This is a genomic window from Planctomyces sp. SH-PL14, assembly GCF_001610835.1.
GTDB lineage: Bacteria > Planctomycetota > Planctomycetia > Planctomycetales > Planctomycetaceae > Planctomyces_A.
This window is the reverse complement of record NZ_CP011270.1, coordinates 2904662-2921029: the sequence shown is the minus strand read 5'-3', so window position 1 is coordinate 2921029 and position 16368 is coordinate 2904662. Positions and strand designations below refer to the sequence as shown.

Below are 16368 nucleotides of genomic sequence, written 5' to 3'. Positions count from 1 at the left end.
TTGCACTGACAGCCATCACTGCTCAGTCGTCAATCACTACCGGTCCGCAGCCACTTGGCGATTCGGTTATCCGAAAGGACCTCGCCGCTGCACAGCCCATGCGCCGCCCAGAATGGCGGCAGTCTCGACGCGAAGAATGTGCGAAGACAAGGCAATCGCCCCACGAAAACCGCTGGAGCGGGAACACTCGTCGATTTCGTCCGCGGTCCAGCCCCCTTCCGGACCGACCGCCACGATGAGGTGGGAGGCGTCAGCGGAAACCGGCGTTGCAATGGGAGAGGAACCGTCGGCGTTGCAGAGGAAGAGGTCGCCCTCCGGTGACTTCAGAAACTGGCTCAAGGAGACGACGGGGTGAATTCGCAGGAGGCGGTTCCGGCGGGACTGCTTGCAGGCGGCGATCACGAGGGCCGTCAGTTTATCGACACGGTCGGCCCCCGGTTCGGCCACCGACCGGCGGGTCGAAAGGAGCTGGAGTTCGTCGACTCCGATCTCCGTCAGCTTCTCGATCATCCACTTGAACCGCTCCCCCTTTGGAACGGCCGCGGCGACACAGACGGCCGGGGTCGGTGCGGGATCGACCGCGACCTCCGTCGTGCGGACCAGGACGACGTTGCCCCCCTTCTTTCCGATCGAGGCGATGCGGGTCGTCGCGGAAGCCCCCTGGCCGTCGAAGACCTCGACCAGCTCGCCGGGCTCCTTGCGGAGGACCTGGGCCAGGTGCCGCCCCTCGGACTCCTCCAGCGTGAGCTCCGCGGGGGTGATGTCGCGGTGAAAGAAGCGGTCCATAGGTCATCCGGCAGCCGGCGGGGAAAGCCGGACGGTATCGCGTCTTCGCTCGAAGCCCAAACGAAAAGCCCCGCAGGTGATCCTGCGGGGCTCGGGTGTCGTCGCTGGTCAGGGGCTCACGTTCCGGCCGAGGCCAGACGGTCGAGGAATCCCTTGAGCTGCTTGCTGCGGACCGGGTGCTGGAGCTTCCGCACCGCCTTGGCTTCGATCTGGCGGACGCGTTCCCGCGTCACCTTGAAGATCCGGCCGACTTCTTCCAGCGTGTAGGTGTAGCCGTCTCCCAGGCCGTAGCGGAGCTTGATGATCTCCCGCTCGCGATAGGTCAGGGTCTTGAGGACGACGTCGATCTTGTCCTTCAGCATCTCCTGGGCGGCGGTCGTCACCGGGCTGTCGGTGCTCTCGTCCGGGATGAAGTCGCCGAAGTAGCTGTCGTCCCCTTCACCGACCGGGCGGTCGAGGCTGACGGGGTGCTTCGAGATCTTGAGGACCCGGCGGGCTTCGTCGAGCGGGACGCCGGCCGCTTCGGCCAGTTCGTCCACGGTCGGCTCGCGGCCGAGTTCCTGGACGAGCGCCCGGCTCACCCGGCGGAGCTTCGACATCGTCTCGATCATGTGGACCGGGATGCGGATCGTGCGGGCCTGGTCGGCAATGGCCCGGGTGATCGCCTGACGGATCCACCACGTGGCGTAGGTCGAGAACTTGTAGCCGCGGCGGTACTCGTACTTGTCGACCGCCCGCATCAGGCCGGTGTTCCCTTCCTGAATCAGGTCGAGGAACGAGAGGCCGCGGTTGCGGTACTTCTTGGCGATCGAGACCACGAGGCGGAGGTTACCGCCCGAGAGGTCCCGCATCGCCTTGTCGTAGACGTAGTACCGCTCGGTGATCTCTTCCATCCGCTTCTGCAGAGACTCGGGAGTCTCCAGCGTCTGGAACATCAGGTCGTTCAGCTCGCGCTGCAGGTTGGCCCGATCGTCCTTCTGCGTCTTGAACCGCTTCAGGTGGTCGATCTGGTCCCGCAGCTCCTGCATCCGCTCGTTGATCTGTTCGAGCCGCTTCGTCATCGGCTGCAGCCGCTGCGTGCGGATGCTCATTTCTTCGACGAGGGTCGCCATCTTGCGGCGACGCATCGCGAGGCGTTCCTCGATCTGCTTCCGCTCGGCGGCGGGGGTCGTCTCGTCGAGGAGCTTCGTGAAGTCCTGCTCGTTCAGCGACAGGAGGTGCTGGAGGGTCTTCAGGTTCAGCGGCATGCGGCCGAGAATCTGGTCCTTCTCCATCCCCTCGGTCAGCGAGACCTTGATCGTCCGGTCGAACGGCAGCTCGCCGTCGTTGACCTTTGTCAGGACGTCGATCGTCTGGCGGGCCGCGAAGTCGCTCTCGAGGAGCTGCCGGCGGAACCGCTTGCGGGTGACTTCGATCGTCTTGGCGAGGGAGATTTCCTCGTGGCGGGTCAGCAGCGGGATCTCGCCCATCTGGGTGAGATACATACGCACCGGGTCTTCGATCCGCCGGCCTTCGTCCGAGGTCTTGATCTTCGGCGGAGCCTTGGCGTTCTTCGCCCCCTTCTTCGGCGGGGCGGGCTCGGTGCGGCGTTCCTTGAGATCGTCCTGAACGCGGAGGCCCATCTCCTCCAAGAGCATCAGCAGCTCATCGAGCTTTTCCGGGCTGACTGCCTCGTCCGGGATATAGGTGTTGATCTGCGTGAAGGTCAGGAATCCCTGACGCTTGCCGATTTCCAGAAGCTGACGAAGACCATCATCGAAAAGATGCATGGCGAATGAATCCTCCGGCTGACCAGCACCGATCGTGAGTTGTCTCGGGAATTCCGCTGAAAAGCAAATCGATCGCGAGGGAGCGAGCGTTCCGGGTGGCGATGGGCAGCGTTGGTTCCGGGACGTCCAGGAGCGGCCGGGCTGAGAAGCTCCGGCGACAGCAGACGTGGGGAACGAACAACGGGCGTCCACGGGGAGGCCGGCGGTGTCGTGTCGGTTTGCGGTTTCGGGCGGAAGGGTCCTTGTGAGAATCAGCTACACGCCAGTTTTCTTGGTGGCACGTCTCTGGTGAAACTGTTGCGCCTGACGAAGAAGTTCGTCGGGCGTCGGCGTTCCTTCGCCAGTCGAGGACGACGGCAATGCCGTCCGTTGCTTGTACGACTGTTGTTCCTGGCGCCAGACGAATGCGTCAAGGGCCTGCCGGAGGAAACGGGGACAGCCGTCGGTTTGGTCGACTCCGCCTTCGCGGAGCTTCCGGCCCAGTTCAAGAGCCTGGGCAAGCTCATCCAGCCAGACGACCAGACGCTTGAGGTCCGGATCATCGAGCTGGGTCATCAACGATTCGTAGGTGGCTCCCGGGTGACTGGTTGAAAAGTCGACAACGTATTTCAGCAACGCCTGCAAGGCCGGATGCCGGATCTGTTCGGGGGAAACGGCCTTTTCCACAAAAGGGCTGAGTTCCGGACTGATCATCAGGAACCCAAGCAACTCACATTCCGCTCGGTTGTCCGGGTTCGTTCCCCGACTGCACAGGCGGCTAACGGCCTCCGAAATCTTCGGGGCCGCCACGGTTCCAGGGGTCTCGGGGCGGCCGTCCGCTTTTTTTTGTCTGATCTCATTGTAGCGCTCCCGCACGCGGCCATCGGGCAAATTCAGCCGATGGGCGAGCGACGAGAGCAGCAGGTCTTCCCGGATGTGCCGGGACATCTTCGGTGCGGCGGCAAGGAGCTGGAGCATCTCGTCCAGGATCCGTTGCCGGCCGTCGATTGTGCGGAGGCTGTACCGCCTCTCGACGACGCGGAGCTTGAACTCCCACGCCTCGGGGGCGGATTCCACCAGGGCTCGCAGGGCGTCGGCCCCTTCCTCCCGGAGGTATTCATCCGGATCGCATTCCCCGGGCAGCGACAGGACCCGCAGGTCCACGTCCTCCGCCAGGAGGCTTTCGATCACCCGTTCCGAGCTTTTCTGTCCAGCCTCGTCGCCGTCATAAAGCAGGACCACCTTCTGGGCGAACCGCTTGAGGACGGTGACGTGCTGATCCGTCAGGGCCGTCCCGAGGGTGGCAACCACGTTCTTCACCCCGTGCTGATGGCACGCGATGCAGTCCGTGTAACCCTCCGTGACGAGAACCGTATTCGACTTCTGGATCACATCACGGGCGTGATGGAATCCGTAGAGCATCTTCCGCTTCAGGAAGACTTCGCTCTCCGGGCTGTTCCAGTATTTACCGCGTCCCGTGTCGACTCCGCCGGGGTAGACGCGTCCCCCGAAGGCGACGGGCTGTCCCCGTTCGTTGTGAATCGGAAACAGAACCCGGTCGACGAAGTTGTCGTAGTGTCCCTGTCCGTTCTCCCGTTCCCCGATCAGGCGGGCGGCGAGCAGCTGCGGCGGGGCGAACTTGCCCTTGGCCTGCAGTAGCAGCCAGTCCCAGCTGTTGGGGTGGTAACCAATTTTCCACTGCCGAACGGTCTCGTCCGTGAGGCCGCGTGAACGAACATAGTCCCGTGCCTTCTCGGCGGAGGGGTCTTTCAAAAAAGTGCTGTGGAAAACTTCCTGAGCCCACAGCAGGGCCTCGTACAGTGCCGGTTTGTCCGGACCGGAGGTTGAGTTGGATCGCTTCGATCGTTCCGGCAGTGCGAGGTTCGCCCGCCGCGCCAGGATTTCCATCGCTTCCGGAAAGGTGACCTTCTCCCGTTCCATGACGAACGTGAAGACGTCCCCCCCGGTCTGACAGGACCAGCAGCGGAAACTCTGCCGCTGCGGGTAGACCATCATGCTGGGGTTGTGGTCGTCATGAAACGGGCACAGCCCCTTGTATTCGCGTCCCCCGTGGGCGGGGATGAGCGCGACGGATTCGCCGATGAGTTGGACGATGTCGGTCCGGTCGCGCACGATCTCACGAAAATCGTTCGTGAAATCTTCCGACACGGGTCCCTCGCATGTTCGTGAAAAGCAGGCCGTTGCAACGAGTCTGACACTTCGGATGGGCATCCATCGGAGCGTTCGATCTCAGTCCCTGCGTCCCCTCCGGGGAGTTGCCGGTGAAGCGGTCTTCACCGGTCCGTGGGCATCTTGCAACGTTGAGGCCCAAACAGCGGCCGCAAGAGCACTTGCGAGTGTGTCGTGGCGAACAAGCGTTGCATTGAGATTCTACAGGGTGTTAGGGGACGGTCAAGAAATGCCTGGAAACTCGGAGGGATCTCGAGGCGGCGCAACTTCAATTTCGGCACCACCTTATTACGGGGAACCACGCGCGAGGTCGACGTGTTGAGAGAAGTCAACGCGGCGCATTCCGTTGACGTAATCGGAAGAGTCCGTGAAGGAATCCCGAGAGGGAGTTAAACACCAGGACACCAAGGAGGCACGAAGGGGACCAAGGAGTTTCACGCGGGATGGGAGATCGCGACGGTGAGATGCAGGTCTTGTTTGGCAGAGCATGCGGGTTCCTTCTGACCCGCAGCGGCGGGCGGGACCAACGCAAGAGCCCCGGAGAGACGGGATGTTCAGAGCCGGCCACGCCAACGGCGTGAAACAATCCAGCCCGGGGCAGCGCCCCAGGTTTGCGGGCAGCGGTGATCGATGAGCCCTGAAGGGGCGACACAACGTCCAGGTTGTAACGCCCCTTCAGGGCTTGAGGTCGAGCGCCGTCATGGTTCCTGGGGCGTTGCCCCAGGCTATAAGGTTGTGCAACGCCTTCAGCGTTCAGAAAGCCTTCTGGCTCTCAACCACCTACGTCTTCCAACCCTGCCCGTCCCACTCGGCCACCTCACGGAGGAACCGCGTGACTCCGACGGCGTACGTCTGGAAGAGTTGTTCCCCCTTCTCGGGGGTGGCTGACCGGGGGGCTCCGATGTGGCCGGTCTCGGTCCGGTCCTGCGTGACCCAGCCGCGGTAGGCCTTGCCGAAGCCGAACTCGAAGGAGACGTCGTCGAGGTCCTCGATCGGCCCGACGAGGTCGGGGGCGATCCGGAGGATCATCGATGTTTCCCACTCGCAGGCGTGCCCCATCTGCCGCTGGACGAGCGGGATGGCCCCCCGCGTCGGATCGCCGAAGTCCCAGTAGGTCGAGAACAGGAGCAACAGATCGGCCCGTTTCCGATGGGCCTGCCGCAGCTCGAAGATCGCCTGGCGGCCGGGGACCTCGTTTCCCCCGTGGCCGTTGAGGAACACGATCCGGCGGAAGCCGTGATGGAGGAAATTCTCCGCCATCCGCCCCAGGAGATCGATATAGGTCCGCGGGGCGGCGGTCATGGTCCCCGGAAAGTCGAGGTGGTGGTCGGAGTTCCCGAGCCACTGCAGGGGGGCGAAGAGGACCTGTTCCGCCAGCTCCGGTTCGACGCGGCGGACGACTTCGCCGAGCAGCATGCTGTCGGTGAAGACCGGGAGATGGTGCCCGTGCTGTTCCAGGGCCGCGACCGGGATCACGACCGGCGTGTCGCGGTCGAGGTTGGCCACCGCCTTCCAGGTCATTTCCGCCAGATTCATGGGGTCGATTCCGCGGGAGCGGGATTGTCGAGATCCATCGGCTCACTCTCGACCGCCTCCGGCGGGGCCGGAGCCTTTTCGGCGGCCGCGGCCGCCCGGGCCGCTTCCGCTTCGGTGGCGGCTTCCTCTTCGGCGATCCGCATCAGGAGGTTGTTGACGTCGCGGATCAGCTCCGGGAGTCCATGGCCCGTCGCTGCGGAGATCCGCCGGACCGGGGCGCCGAGGGCCTCTTCCAGGAGTTCCGCGGCCGCCTCGGCGTCCGCGAGCTCGCTCTTCGAGATGGCGATGAACTCCGGCCGCTCGAGCAGGGCCGGGTCGTAGAGGCCGATTTCCTTGCGGATCTGGTGGTAGTTGTCGACCGGGTTCGTCTGGTCGTCCGGATCGGGCTCGACGAGGTGGACGAGGACCTTGGTCCGCTGGACGTGCTTCAGGAACTCATGGCCGAGGCCGACGCCGGCGTGGGCCCCTTCGATGAGTCCGGGGATATCGGCCATCACGAACTGGTGGTCGGAGCCGACGCTGACGACGCCGAGGTTCGGGTACTTGGTCGTGAACGGGTAGTTGGCGATCTCGGGAGTCGCGCGGGAGAGGCGGCTGAGGAGGGTCGACTTGCCGGCGTTCGGTTTGCCGATGACGCCGACGTCGGCGATCAGTTTGAGTTCAAGGATGACGTTCCGCAGTTCGCCTTCTTCGCCCTCTTCGAACTCTTTGGGGGTCCGGTTGATGGCGTTGGCGAAGTACTTGTTTCCCCGGCCTCCCTTGCCGCCGCGGGCGACGATGAATTCCTCGCCGTGGTGTTTGAGGTCCTTGAGGACAAAGTCGTGGTCCGCGTCCTTCACGAGCGTGCCGGTCGGGACGAGGATGACTTCGTCTTCGCCGGAGCGGCCGGTGCAGAGGGAGCCCATGCCGTTCTGGCCGTCCTGGGCGTTCCACTGGCGGTGACCGACGTGGCCGGCGAGGTTTCCCTGGTTGGTGTCGGCGCGGACGATGATGCTGCCGCCGCGGCCGCCGTCGCCGCCGTCGGGTCCGCCGCGGGGGACGTGGGCTTCGCGGCGAAAGCTGGAGCAGCCGTCCCCTCCGTCTCCGGCTTTGCAACGAATTTCAACGCGATCGACGAACATTCTCGGTCAGTCTGGTGGGAAACGGGGGTGAAAGTGGGTTGGTCCGTGGGGAGGGGCGCACGGAGCAACGCGAAATCATACCGGTTGCGGTCGAGGAAAGCGCGGGAGTCGGGTGCGTCTCAAACCAGCCGGGTCCAGGGGCACCCTGGTGGGGGATGCAAGGGGGCAACGCCCTCTTGCCCGCCGGAGGCCTGGCCGTCGAGAGATGCCTGAAAGGGGGGGTGTCCGAACGCGAACAAGGTGTCGTATGCCCCCACACCAACCCACGGGGCGTCCAAAGCGAGCGGGGAGTTCTCACCGCCGGTACCACAAAGGGGACGTCCGTTGCGTACCACGGTTCCTCACAGGAGTGCCTCCGGCGGCAAGGGGGCGTGGCCCCCTTGACCCCAGGCTGCCGTCGCACGTTGGGTTTGAGGTGGCATAGCCGTGCCGGCAAGACACGCTTCGAACGGCGGTTCCCACTACATTCCCCTCCCCCGGTCTGATAGAACGGCACCCGCCAAGGAGAATCCACATGCGCACACTCCTGCTGATGCGGCACGCCAAGTCGAGCTGGGACAATCCCGCCATGTCCGACCACGAGCGGCCCCTCAACGACCGAGGCCAGCTCTCCGCCCCCCTCATGGGCGAATGGCTCCGCGCACAGAAACTCGTTCCCGACCTGATCGTCTGCTCGGACGCCCGGCGAACCCGCGAAACAGCGGACCTCCTCGCTCCAGCGTGCGGTTTCCGGGACAAGGTCGTCATCACCCCGGAACTCTACCTGGCAACAGTCCCGACGTGGCGGAAAGTCCTCCGCTCCCTCCCCGGAACCGCACACCGCGTCCTCTGCATCGGTCACAACCCGGGCCTCGAGGAACTGCTGCACGAGGCAACCGGACGGCTTCAGGAGATGAAGACCGCTTCGATCGCCCAGCTCGACCTCGATCTTCCCCACTGGGAAGAGTGGGACGAGAGGCAGGCGCCCCTGCAGGGTCAGGCCAAGGTGACCCGGGTCCGGGACATCGCCCAGGATTTCGGCCTGGACTGAGCTGTCGGAAACCGAGCGGCCGGACGTGCCCACCCCTCTTCGCCGTCGTGCGAGAGAGAAGAGGGGGTTCACGCGGAGAAGAGACAGGCATCCCCCGTTTTCTCGCCGCGTTCTCCGCATCTCCGCGTGAGCCTGTTTCCGACAACCTCGCGTTTCCGGATTGCTCTGCTGCATCCTTCAGGAAACCGGGCTGTTTGAACGCGGAATCAGGGGGCTGACGCCCCCCGCTCGCCTGCCTACCCTAGCCCGAAGCGCGAGCGAATTTCCGCTTCGTCCCTCGCCGGCGCTTCGGGCTGGTGTGTGTTCCCCAAACGAGCCCGGGGCGTGGAACGCCGTCCGCGTTCGCCTGGGGACGCGAAACGGTTCTTGAAGGGGAATCACAGCGACCACGAAATCGGTCCCGATTCCCCGCCGATCTCCCATAAAAGTTTGCGCAACCTTTGAACTCCTTCAGTTTCGAACCATTCCAAACCGAATCATTGGAAAGCGAAGGATCTGCCAAATGTGTTGATCGGCCATGGCTGCCGGTCGAGTTGCCGCCGGACCGTGGAAAGGATTCCCCAGATGCCCGACATGTCCCACGGCGCGGAGATCGTCCTCCGGCTCCGGCAGGCGAACCGCCTGCTCGAAGAACTCCTCTCCCAGTGCTACGGCCCCACGGGAATCAGCTCGACCCGCGTCGACGTTCTCGAACTCCTCGAAGACTCCCTCTCGTGCAGCTCCCAAACCGACGTCGCCCGGGCCCTCGGCCTCTCCGAGTCGACCGTCTGCACCCTCATTGAACGGATGCAGGCGGACGGCCTCCTGGTCCGCCAGCGGTCCGCCACCGACCGCCGCCGCAGCGTCCTGGCGATGAGCGGTCACGGCCAGGCCCTCCTCCAGATTGCCCGCGACCGCCGCGATGTCCGCCTCCGCCAGACCTTTGCCGAGTGGACGCCGGAAGAATCGCTGCGGGTCTCGGAGTCGCTGGCCGGCCTCGTCTCGACGCTGGTCTCGGCCCTCACCGACGAAAGCCTCGAACCGTCACGCGTGGTGGAGCGCGCCGCCTGATGTTCTCTTCCGTCCTCACGCCCGCCCGAGGAACGAAGCCCTCCCGCCGACGCACCCGCCGCCGGCTGGCCGCGGTCTGCTGCGCCGCGCTGCTCGGTCTGGCCCATACCGGCTGCTCGCGCCCGTTCTGGCGGAAGCAGGCGGACATGGACGTCTACCAGGCGGAGATGGAGCGGTTCACCGATCCCCGCTGGTCGCTCCCCCGGCTGAACGTCACCCCCGATCCCGAAAGCCGGTTCTTCGACCCGCACGACCCAGACTGCGCCCCGCTGCCGCCAGACGATCCCGCCGCCCACCAGTACATGCACTGGGTCGACGGCTGGCAGGGATACAAGGGCTGGCACAAGTTCGGCGACACGCTCCGCGTCGAGAACCCGCAGTGGCTGCTCCGCTACGGCATCAGCCCGGAGATGATCGACCCGCAGAACGGCCGCTACCTCGCCGGTCCCCCCAAGATCGAGCAGGTCAAGGTCCAGGACGCCGTCAACCTGGCCCAGATCCACAGCCGGGACTACCAGTTCAACATCGAGGACCTGTACCTCGCCGCCCTCAACGTGACCTTCGAACGGTTCCAGTTCGGCGTCCGCTACCTCGGGATCGGCGGCCGCGAACCGGGGGCCGACATCGTGTCGGACGCCCGTCCCGGACGGATCGGGAGAGCCACGGCCGACAGCCGTTTCGGCGTCAGCCAGCTCCTCCCCGCCGGCGGACAGCTCGCGGTGGAACTGGCCAACAACACCGTCTGGCTCTTCTCGGGCGGAAACCAGACGAATTCGGCCTCGGTGCTCTCGTATTCACTCGTGCAGCCGCTGCTGATCAATGCCGGCCGCAAGGTCGTCCTCGAGAACCTGACGCAGTCGGAACGCGACCTCCTGTATGAGACCCGCGACCTCGCCCGCTACCGGCAGATCCTGTTCACCGATGTCGTCGGCGGACCCGGCGGCGGCGGCGGTTACCTGGGACTGCTGCAGCTCGCGCAGAGCATCCTCAACGAAGAGGGGAACCTCGACCGGATCCGCCGTCAGGTCGACCTGCTCGAAGCCTCGACGGGCGACCGCCCCGCCAACATCGCGTCGCGGATCGACCTGGAGACCCTCCCCGCCGACTTCGCGATTCCGGAGAACTTCAAGGGACGGCTCTCCTATGACCCCGACCGCAAACTGCTGACCTGGCTGGGGCCGATGTCCGAAGAGGACGAGATCCAGCTGAAGGCGATCTCGAAGGATCCCGCCTACCAGGACGCGATCCTGACGATCATCGTCCCGCTGCGGGCCGAGGCCTCGACCCTCGACGTCGTGCAGCTCAAGTCGAGCTACACCGGCTCGCTGCAGCGACTCCGCAACCTGCAGCGGCAGTACCAGGACGCCCTCGACAACTACAAGGTGCAGCTCGGCCTGCCGCCGGACATCGATTTCTCGATCGACCAGACATCCCTCTCCCAGTTCGAACTCATCGAGCAGCGGCTTCGCGAGTTGGAGCTGATCGTCACGGACTTCGTCCCCCAGAGCTGGGCGCAGCTAGAAGTCCCGCCGGACGGGCAGGCTCTCCCGCCGGGACAGGAACACGTTCCGACCGTCGAACAGCTCAAGAAGGTGATCGACGAGTACGAGCGAGTCGTGCGGATGGTGTCGGCCGAGGGAATCCAGATCGTCCGGCAGGATATTGAGCGGCTCCGCGGCGAGGTTCCCGCCATCCTGGAATCGCTGCTGGCGGAGGAGAACCGCGACCGGCTGACGAACGACTTCGACCGCGACCAGCGGATCTTCGACCTGACCTCCGCCCAGCTCCAGCAGCGGCAGGACGAGATTGTCCTGTGGCGGAAGGAGCTCGAGGATCCCGATCTCTCCAAGGAGGCCCGCGATGCGATGCGGCTGGAGATCCTGGATCGTCACGAAAAGCTGCTGCGCGACACCCGGAACCTGGCGGGAACGCTCGTCGGCGTCCGGGCCGAGATGATCCGGGTCCGCCCCTATGCGGTGAGTCTGGAAGACAGCGTCGCGGCCGGGGTCGAGAACCGGCTCGACCTGATGAACTCCCGGGCGCTCGTGATGGACGCCCGCCGCTTCGTCGAGGTGGTCGCCAACCGCCTGCGGTCCCAGGCGGACATCGTGGTCGAAGGGGACATCGGGACTTCCGGCGGGAACCGGCCGTTCGACTTCCGGCGGGACCGGAGCAGCTACCGCTTCGGGATGCGATTCACCGCCCCGCTCGACCAGATTTCGGAACGGAACACGTACCGCGCGGCCCTCATTGCCTATGAGCGGGCCAAGCGAAATTACATGCTGGCTGAAGACACGGTGAAGCAACAGATCCGCCGAGACTGGCGTCAGATGCAGGTTCTCCGCGAGAATCTGGAGACGTCGAAGCAAGCGATCCGCCTGGGGGCGACTCAGTACGATCTGGCAGTCGATGAGGCGCTCCGTCCCAAGGCCCCCGGCCAGACGAGCACCCGCGGAACCGGTCTGCAGGGGAACAACCTGCTCGGTGCGTTGAACGCGATTTTGAACGGTCAGAATTCCCTGATCCAGAACTGGGTCGATTACGAGCGGAACCGGCTCAATATCTACCGGGACATGGGTATCATGGATCTGGGCGAAGATGGGGTGTGGAACGATCCGTTCTACCGTGATCCGAGGATCTTCAATAATGAGCCAGAACCTGGACTTGTCGTACCAACCCTTGACCCCGTCGGGGCGTCGGCGCTGGATGACACTGTCTCTGTTGGGGATTGGCTTGACGGGCGCCGGGGCGACGGCCTACGCGGTGACGACGCGGCCGGACTGGAGCGCGAGCGTCGTCAGCCGCTGGAACTCGCTGACTGAGAACCTGGGGCTCTCGGGGTCGAAGCGGAACGACTACAGCCACCTCATCACGGAAGTGGCCGAGAAGAAGCCGTTCCTGATTTCGGTCAACGTGGCCGGGCACGTCGACAGCTCCGGCAACGCCACGCTGACGAGCCTCGTCGAAGGCTCGACGACGATCATCTCGATCGTCGCCGAGGGGACCGCGGTCAAGACCGGCGACGTCGTCTGCGAACTCGACTCCTCGGCCCTGCGCGAGAAGTACACCCTCCAGGAGATCAAGGCCTCGCAGGCGGCCGCCGCCGCGGTCACGGCCGAGAAGAGCCTGGAGATTCTGCTTCGCCAGAACGAAACCGACATCGAGGCGGTCAAGCTGAAGCTCCGGCTGGCGGACCTGGACCTCGACAAGTTCGAGAACGGCGAATATCCCAAGTCGGTCAATCAGCTCGCCGGCAATGTGGCGATCGCCGAAGAAGACCTGCTGCGGATCAAGGAGACCTACGAGTTCACCAAGCTCCAGGTCCGCAAGGGAGCCCGGACGCAGAACGACCTCGAGGCGGAACGGATCGGCGTGAAGCAGGCGGAGCTGAAGCTCGCCACGGCGGTCGAGGAGCTCAAGGTCCTCAAGGAGTACGACTACAACCGCCGCATCGAAGAGCTCAAGGCGAACGCCCAGGAGTTCAAGCGGGAGCTGGAGCGGACGCAGATCAAGTGCGACGCGGCGGTCGTCCAGGCGAAGGAAGACATCAAGGCCAAGACGCTGACCGCGGAGGCCGAAAAGTCCACCCTCGAACGCTGGAAGCGGCAGATCGACGTCTGCACGATGCGGGCCCCGCAGGACGGGGAAGTGGTTTACGCGAACCTCCAGAACAGCAACCGCGGCGGCAGCAACCCGGAGACGATCACCGAGGGGGCCCAGGTCCGCGAGCGGCAGGCAATCATCAACCTGCCCGACATCACCCGCATGAAGGTCGACTGCCGGATCCACGAGTCGCAGATCGCCGCCGTCCGCCGCGACCTCCCGACCCGGATCCGGATCGAGGCCTTCCCGGACACGTTCTTCAACGGCGTCGTGACCGAGGTCTCCTCCGTCCCGATGTCGGGCCGCTGGCCGCAGATGGACCTCCGCGAGTACGAGACCGAGATCAAGCTGACCGACGGCGTCGAGATCCTCAAGACCCTTCGCCCCGGGCTGACCGCCCAGGTGGAGATCCTGGTCGACAACCGCGACAACGTCCTGCAGATCCCGGTGCAGTCGGTGGTCGCCATCGGCGGACGGACCTTCGCGTTCGTCCTGACGGAGAACGGTCCGGTCCGGCGGGACCTCATGGTCGGGTCTTCCAACCAGAGCCATGTCGAGGTCAAGGATGGCGTCCAGGCCGGAGAGCGGGTGGTGTTGAATCCCCGCACGCGGTTTGCGCCCGAGATCGCCGTGATTGAAGGGGAAGTGGCCCGCGAGCTCGGAAAGACGGCGTCGGAGATCAAGATTCCGGCCGGGGCGACTCCCGCGGGCGGCCCTGGCGAAGGTCAGGCCAAGCCAGGTCCGGGAGGCGCGCCCGGGGGACCGGGAGCCCCGGCAGGTCCAGGGGGTTCAAGCGGGCCGGGACCGAATGGAAGCCCTGGCGAGCGGAAGTCGCCCAAGGAGCGGTTCACTGCGCTCGACACGAACGGCGACGGGCAGTTGACGGGTGATGAGTTGCAGGGGCCGATGAAGGACCGGCTGACTCAGATCGACACTGACGGGAACGGGACGATTTCGGAAGCCGAGTTCACAGAGAGCATGGCCCGTTTTGCCCGCAATCGTCCGGCGAATGCAGCACCGGCCGCCCCGAAGCTGTGAGGGGCAAGCCCAACGTGGCTCATCAACCGGGTCCAGGGGCACCCTGGTCAGGGGATGCAAGGGGGAGAATCCCCCTTGCCCGCCGGAGGCCTGGCCGTCGAAAGATGTCTGAAGGAGCGCGTGTCCAATCGCGGACACCGTGCCGGATACCCCCTCACCTATCCCGCGAGGATTACTAAGCGGGCGTGGAATCCTCAACGCCGGTTCCACAAAACGGACATCCGTTACGTACCACGGTTCCTCACAGAAGTGCCTCCGGCGGCAAGGGGGCATGGCCCCCTTGACCCCAGCCCGCCGTGGCACATTGGGTTTGAGCTAAGGCGTCCGTCCGGCAAGAACGCGGACGAACCTTCGAATCACTTCTTCCGGCGCACGTACGGCCGGGCCGGGACCTCTTCCGAAAGAGTCGTCTGCGGCAGACCGATCCGCGAGGCCTTCGATTCCCCAGCATAGTCCGCGGGAGCAGCCGGCCGCCGAGCAACCAGCGGACGATCCCCCTGATCCAAGCCGGCGGTCGACATCGCAGGAGCACCCGCCGGGCCGAGTTCCCCTTCGAGGTACTGCTGGAACTTCGCGCTCGCTTCGTGGATCACGATCACCCGCGGAGCGTTCTGCGGCTGGTTCTTCTTGCGGATCACGACCACGACCTCCGCCTCATCGGCCGGAATATCGAGCGGAGCGGAGACAGCCGCCGGAGCCGAGGCCGGAACGACGGCCGGGCTGATCGCGACACTGCCGCGCATCGATTCCGGAAGGCTCCGGGGATCCACCGCCGGAGCGGCGTCGGCCCGATCGTTCGCCGAGGACCGGCCGAACGGGTTGCCCGAGTCGCCACCGAAGGCGATGCCGGCATCCCGCGAGTTCGCGGCCGGAGCGGCTTCCGCTTCGGCGACCCGCGTCTCGGGCTCGGTGTGGAGGTAGGCCAGGTTGGAAGCGGTCAGCAGATCCTGCACGGCCGAGAGGCCAGCGTAGATGCCCCGCTGTCCCTGCGGATCGGCATTAATGCAGATCCCGGTGAGGCGGCCGGCGGCGTCGAAGAGTCCGCCTCCCGAACGGCCCTGGACCGGGAGTCCGCCGCATTCGATCGTCGAGGGGCCTTCGTACTTGTCGAGGGCGGTGACGCGGATCTGCTCCCGCGTCGGGTTCGCGCCGCCGCTGCAGCCGATGCAGACCATCGGATCGCCGACCTTCGGGTTCTGGCTGCGGCGGGCGACCGGGGCGACCGGCAGCGGTTCGGTCGTCGGAATCGAAATCACACCGACGTCGGATTCGAGATCGTGCTTCACCAGCCGGGCGACGAACTTCCTGGGCTGCTCCCAGGGGGCGACGTCGACTTCGATCTTCGCCGTCTCGTCGATCCCGCGGAAGATGTGGCCGCAGGTCATGATGAGCGTGCGGCCCGGCTTGCTTTCGATGATCGTCCCCGAGCCGCGGTTGATCTTGTCACCAACCTGAACGCGGATCCGGACGCTGACGCGGAACAGGATGTCGTCGATCGACGCTACTGCGGGGGCGGCGCCTTCGAGTTCATGCCCGCTGGCGCGGACGGCCGGCGGAGCGTCCTTCTTCTTTCCAAAGGGCCACATCCGCTCCTTCTCCTCCACCTGGGCGACGCGCGGCGGAGCGGCGACCGGGGCATCGTGGCTGGCAGGACGCGGCAGGGGAGCCGCCTCGCCCAGGCTCGAGCGGAAGGGACCGGGAGGATTGATGACGTTGACGGGACGGGTTGGCGGCGCCGCGGCCACGCTGCCCGCCTGACCCTGGCCCGCCGAGGCCGTGGGGGTCGCGGTCGGAATGCGGGCGAGCATCATCCGCAGCTGCTCTTCGCTCTGGAGTCCCGAGACCCGCTGCACTTCCCGGCCATCCACCACGAGGATGAAGGTCGGAAAACGGGTGACGTTGAATCGGCTCGCCTGGGCCTGATCGCGCTCCCCATCCACCTTGCGGATCGGGTGCCCCTCGCGGGCCAGCTTCTCCACGATCGGGTTCATCTGCTGGCACGGGCCGCAGTACGTGAGGCCGAAGTCCAGGACTTCGCCCCGGGCCTGGGCGCCGAGAATCGACAGAACGATCGCGACGAAGGTCGATGAACTGACCATGCGGACACTCCCGGTGAGGGGTCGAGTCGTGGAGAGAACGTGAGATCGGTGGTGGGGACTACCGACGGACGGAACGAGGCAGGGACGGGGGCGAGACGAGAGGAGCGGAGAGGCGAGACGAGGAAGTGAGGAGGGCTTGAGGAGGCGCAGCGAGATTGCGAAGAAGC

10 protein-coding genes are annotated in these 16368 nt (G+C 65.3%); 4 read left to right on the top strand and 6 right to left on the bottom strand.

Translation table 11 applies throughout. The annotated features are described in order from the left end of the window. Positions 1-66: 66 nt before the first annotated feature. The 5 genes from VT03_RS11380 to obgE all read right to left on the bottom strand — a co-directional run bounded on the left by VT03_RS11380 (position 67) and on the right by obgE (position 7381). Positions 67-786, bottom strand: coding sequence for an RsmE family RNA methyltransferase (locus VT03_RS11380; RefSeq protein WP_075093095.1), 720 nt, complete (start codon positions 784-786; stop codon positions 67-69). Between the two features lie 116 nt (positions 787-902). After that, a complete protein-coding gene (rpoD, locus tag VT03_RS35070) occupies positions 903-2555 on the bottom strand; it encodes an RNA polymerase sigma factor RpoD (RefSeq protein WP_075093094.1) in 1653 nt (550 codons plus the stop codon). Between the two features lie 255 nt (positions 2556-2810). Beyond that, entirely contained in the window at positions 2811-4703 is a 1893-nt protein-coding gene (gene dnaG, locus VT03_RS11370; protein ID WP_075093093.1) for a DNA primase, read from the bottom strand. Positions 4704-5504: 801 nt separating this feature from the next. Next, positions 5505-6260, bottom strand: coding sequence for a creatininase family protein (locus tag VT03_RS11365; protein WP_075093092.1), 756 nt, complete (start codon positions 6258-6260; stop codon positions 5505-5507). After that, on the bottom strand, positions 6257-7381 hold the full coding sequence (obgE, locus tag VT03_RS11360; RefSeq protein WP_075093091.1) for a GTPase ObgE: 1125 nt from the start codon (positions 7379-7381) through the stop codon (positions 6257-6259). The genes VT03_RS11365 and obgE overlap by 4 nt, the downstream gene beginning before the upstream one ends. Positions 7382-7895: 514 nt before the next feature. Here obgE and VT03_RS11355 point away from each other — a divergent pair. From VT03_RS11355 to VT03_RS11340, 4 genes are all read left to right on the top strand, one after another. Further along, complete coding sequence (locus tag VT03_RS11355; protein WP_075093090.1) at positions 7896-8411, top strand: SixA phosphatase family protein; 516 nt, start codon at positions 7896-7898, stop codon at positions 8409-8411. Between the two features lie 564 nt (positions 8412-8975). Beyond that, on the top strand, positions 8976-9461 hold the full coding sequence (locus tag VT03_RS11350; protein ID WP_075093089.1) for a MarR family winged helix-turn-helix transcriptional regulator: 486 nt from the start codon (positions 8976-8978) through the stop codon (positions 9459-9461). After that, positions 9461-12283 carry a TolC family protein gene (locus VT03_RS11345; protein ID WP_075093088.1) on the top strand — a complete coding sequence of 941 codons (2823 nt, stop codon included), beginning with the start codon at positions 9461-9463 and terminating at the stop codon, positions 12281-12283. The genes VT03_RS11350 and VT03_RS11345 overlap by 1 nt, the downstream gene beginning before the upstream one ends. After that, the gene (locus VT03_RS11340; protein ID WP_156514423.1) at positions 12168-14102 is read left to right on the top strand and encodes a hypothetical protein; all 1935 of its coding nucleotides are present in this window, start codon (positions 12168-12170) and stop codon (positions 14100-14102) included. Before VT03_RS11345 ends, VT03_RS11340 begins: the two co-directional genes overlap by 116 nt. Before the next feature lie 356 nt (positions 14103-14458). Here VT03_RS11340 and VT03_RS11335 read toward each other — a convergent pair whose 3' ends face one another. Then, positions 14459-16201, bottom strand: coding sequence for a trypsin-like peptidase domain-containing protein (locus VT03_RS11335; protein WP_075093086.1), 1743 nt, complete (start codon positions 16199-16201; stop codon positions 14459-14461). Positions 16202-16368: the final 167 nt, after the last annotated feature.

Excerpts from the sequence above, each read along its gene's own strand:
- VT03_RS11380 (WP_075093095.1), bottom strand. The coding sequence starts at position 786 with ATGGACCGCTTCTTTCACCGCGACATCACCCCCGCGGAGCTCACGCTG.
- rpoD (WP_075093094.1), bottom strand. The coding sequence starts at position 2,555 with ATGCATCTTTTCGATGATGGTCTTCGTCAGCTTCTGGAAATCGGCAAG.
- VT03_RS11365 (WP_075093092.1), bottom strand. The coding sequence starts at position 6,260 with ATGAATCTGGCGGAAATGACCTGGAAGGCGGTGGCCAACCTCGACCGC.
- obgE (WP_075093091.1), bottom strand. The coding sequence starts at position 7,381 with ATGTTCGTCGATCGCGTTGAAATTCGTTGCAAAGCCGGAGACGGAGGG.
- VT03_RS11355 (WP_075093090.1), top strand. The coding sequence starts at position 7,896 with ATGCGCACACTCCTGCTGATGCGGCACGCCAAGTCGAGCTGGGACAAT.
- VT03_RS11350 (WP_075093089.1), top strand. The coding sequence starts at position 8,976 with ATGCCCGACATGTCCCACGGCGCGGAGATCGTCCTCCGGCTCCGGCAG.
- VT03_RS11345 (WP_075093088.1), top strand. The coding sequence starts at position 9,461 with ATGTTCTCTTCCGTCCTCACGCCCGCCCGAGGAACGAAGCCCTCCCGC.
- VT03_RS11340 (WP_156514423.1), top strand. The coding sequence starts at position 12,168 with ATGACACTGTCTCTGTTGGGGATTGGCTTGACGGGCGCCGGGGCGACG.
- VT03_RS11335 (WP_075093086.1), bottom strand. The coding sequence starts at position 16,201 with ATGGTCAGTTCATCGACCTTCGTCGCGATCGTTCTGTCGATTCTCGGC.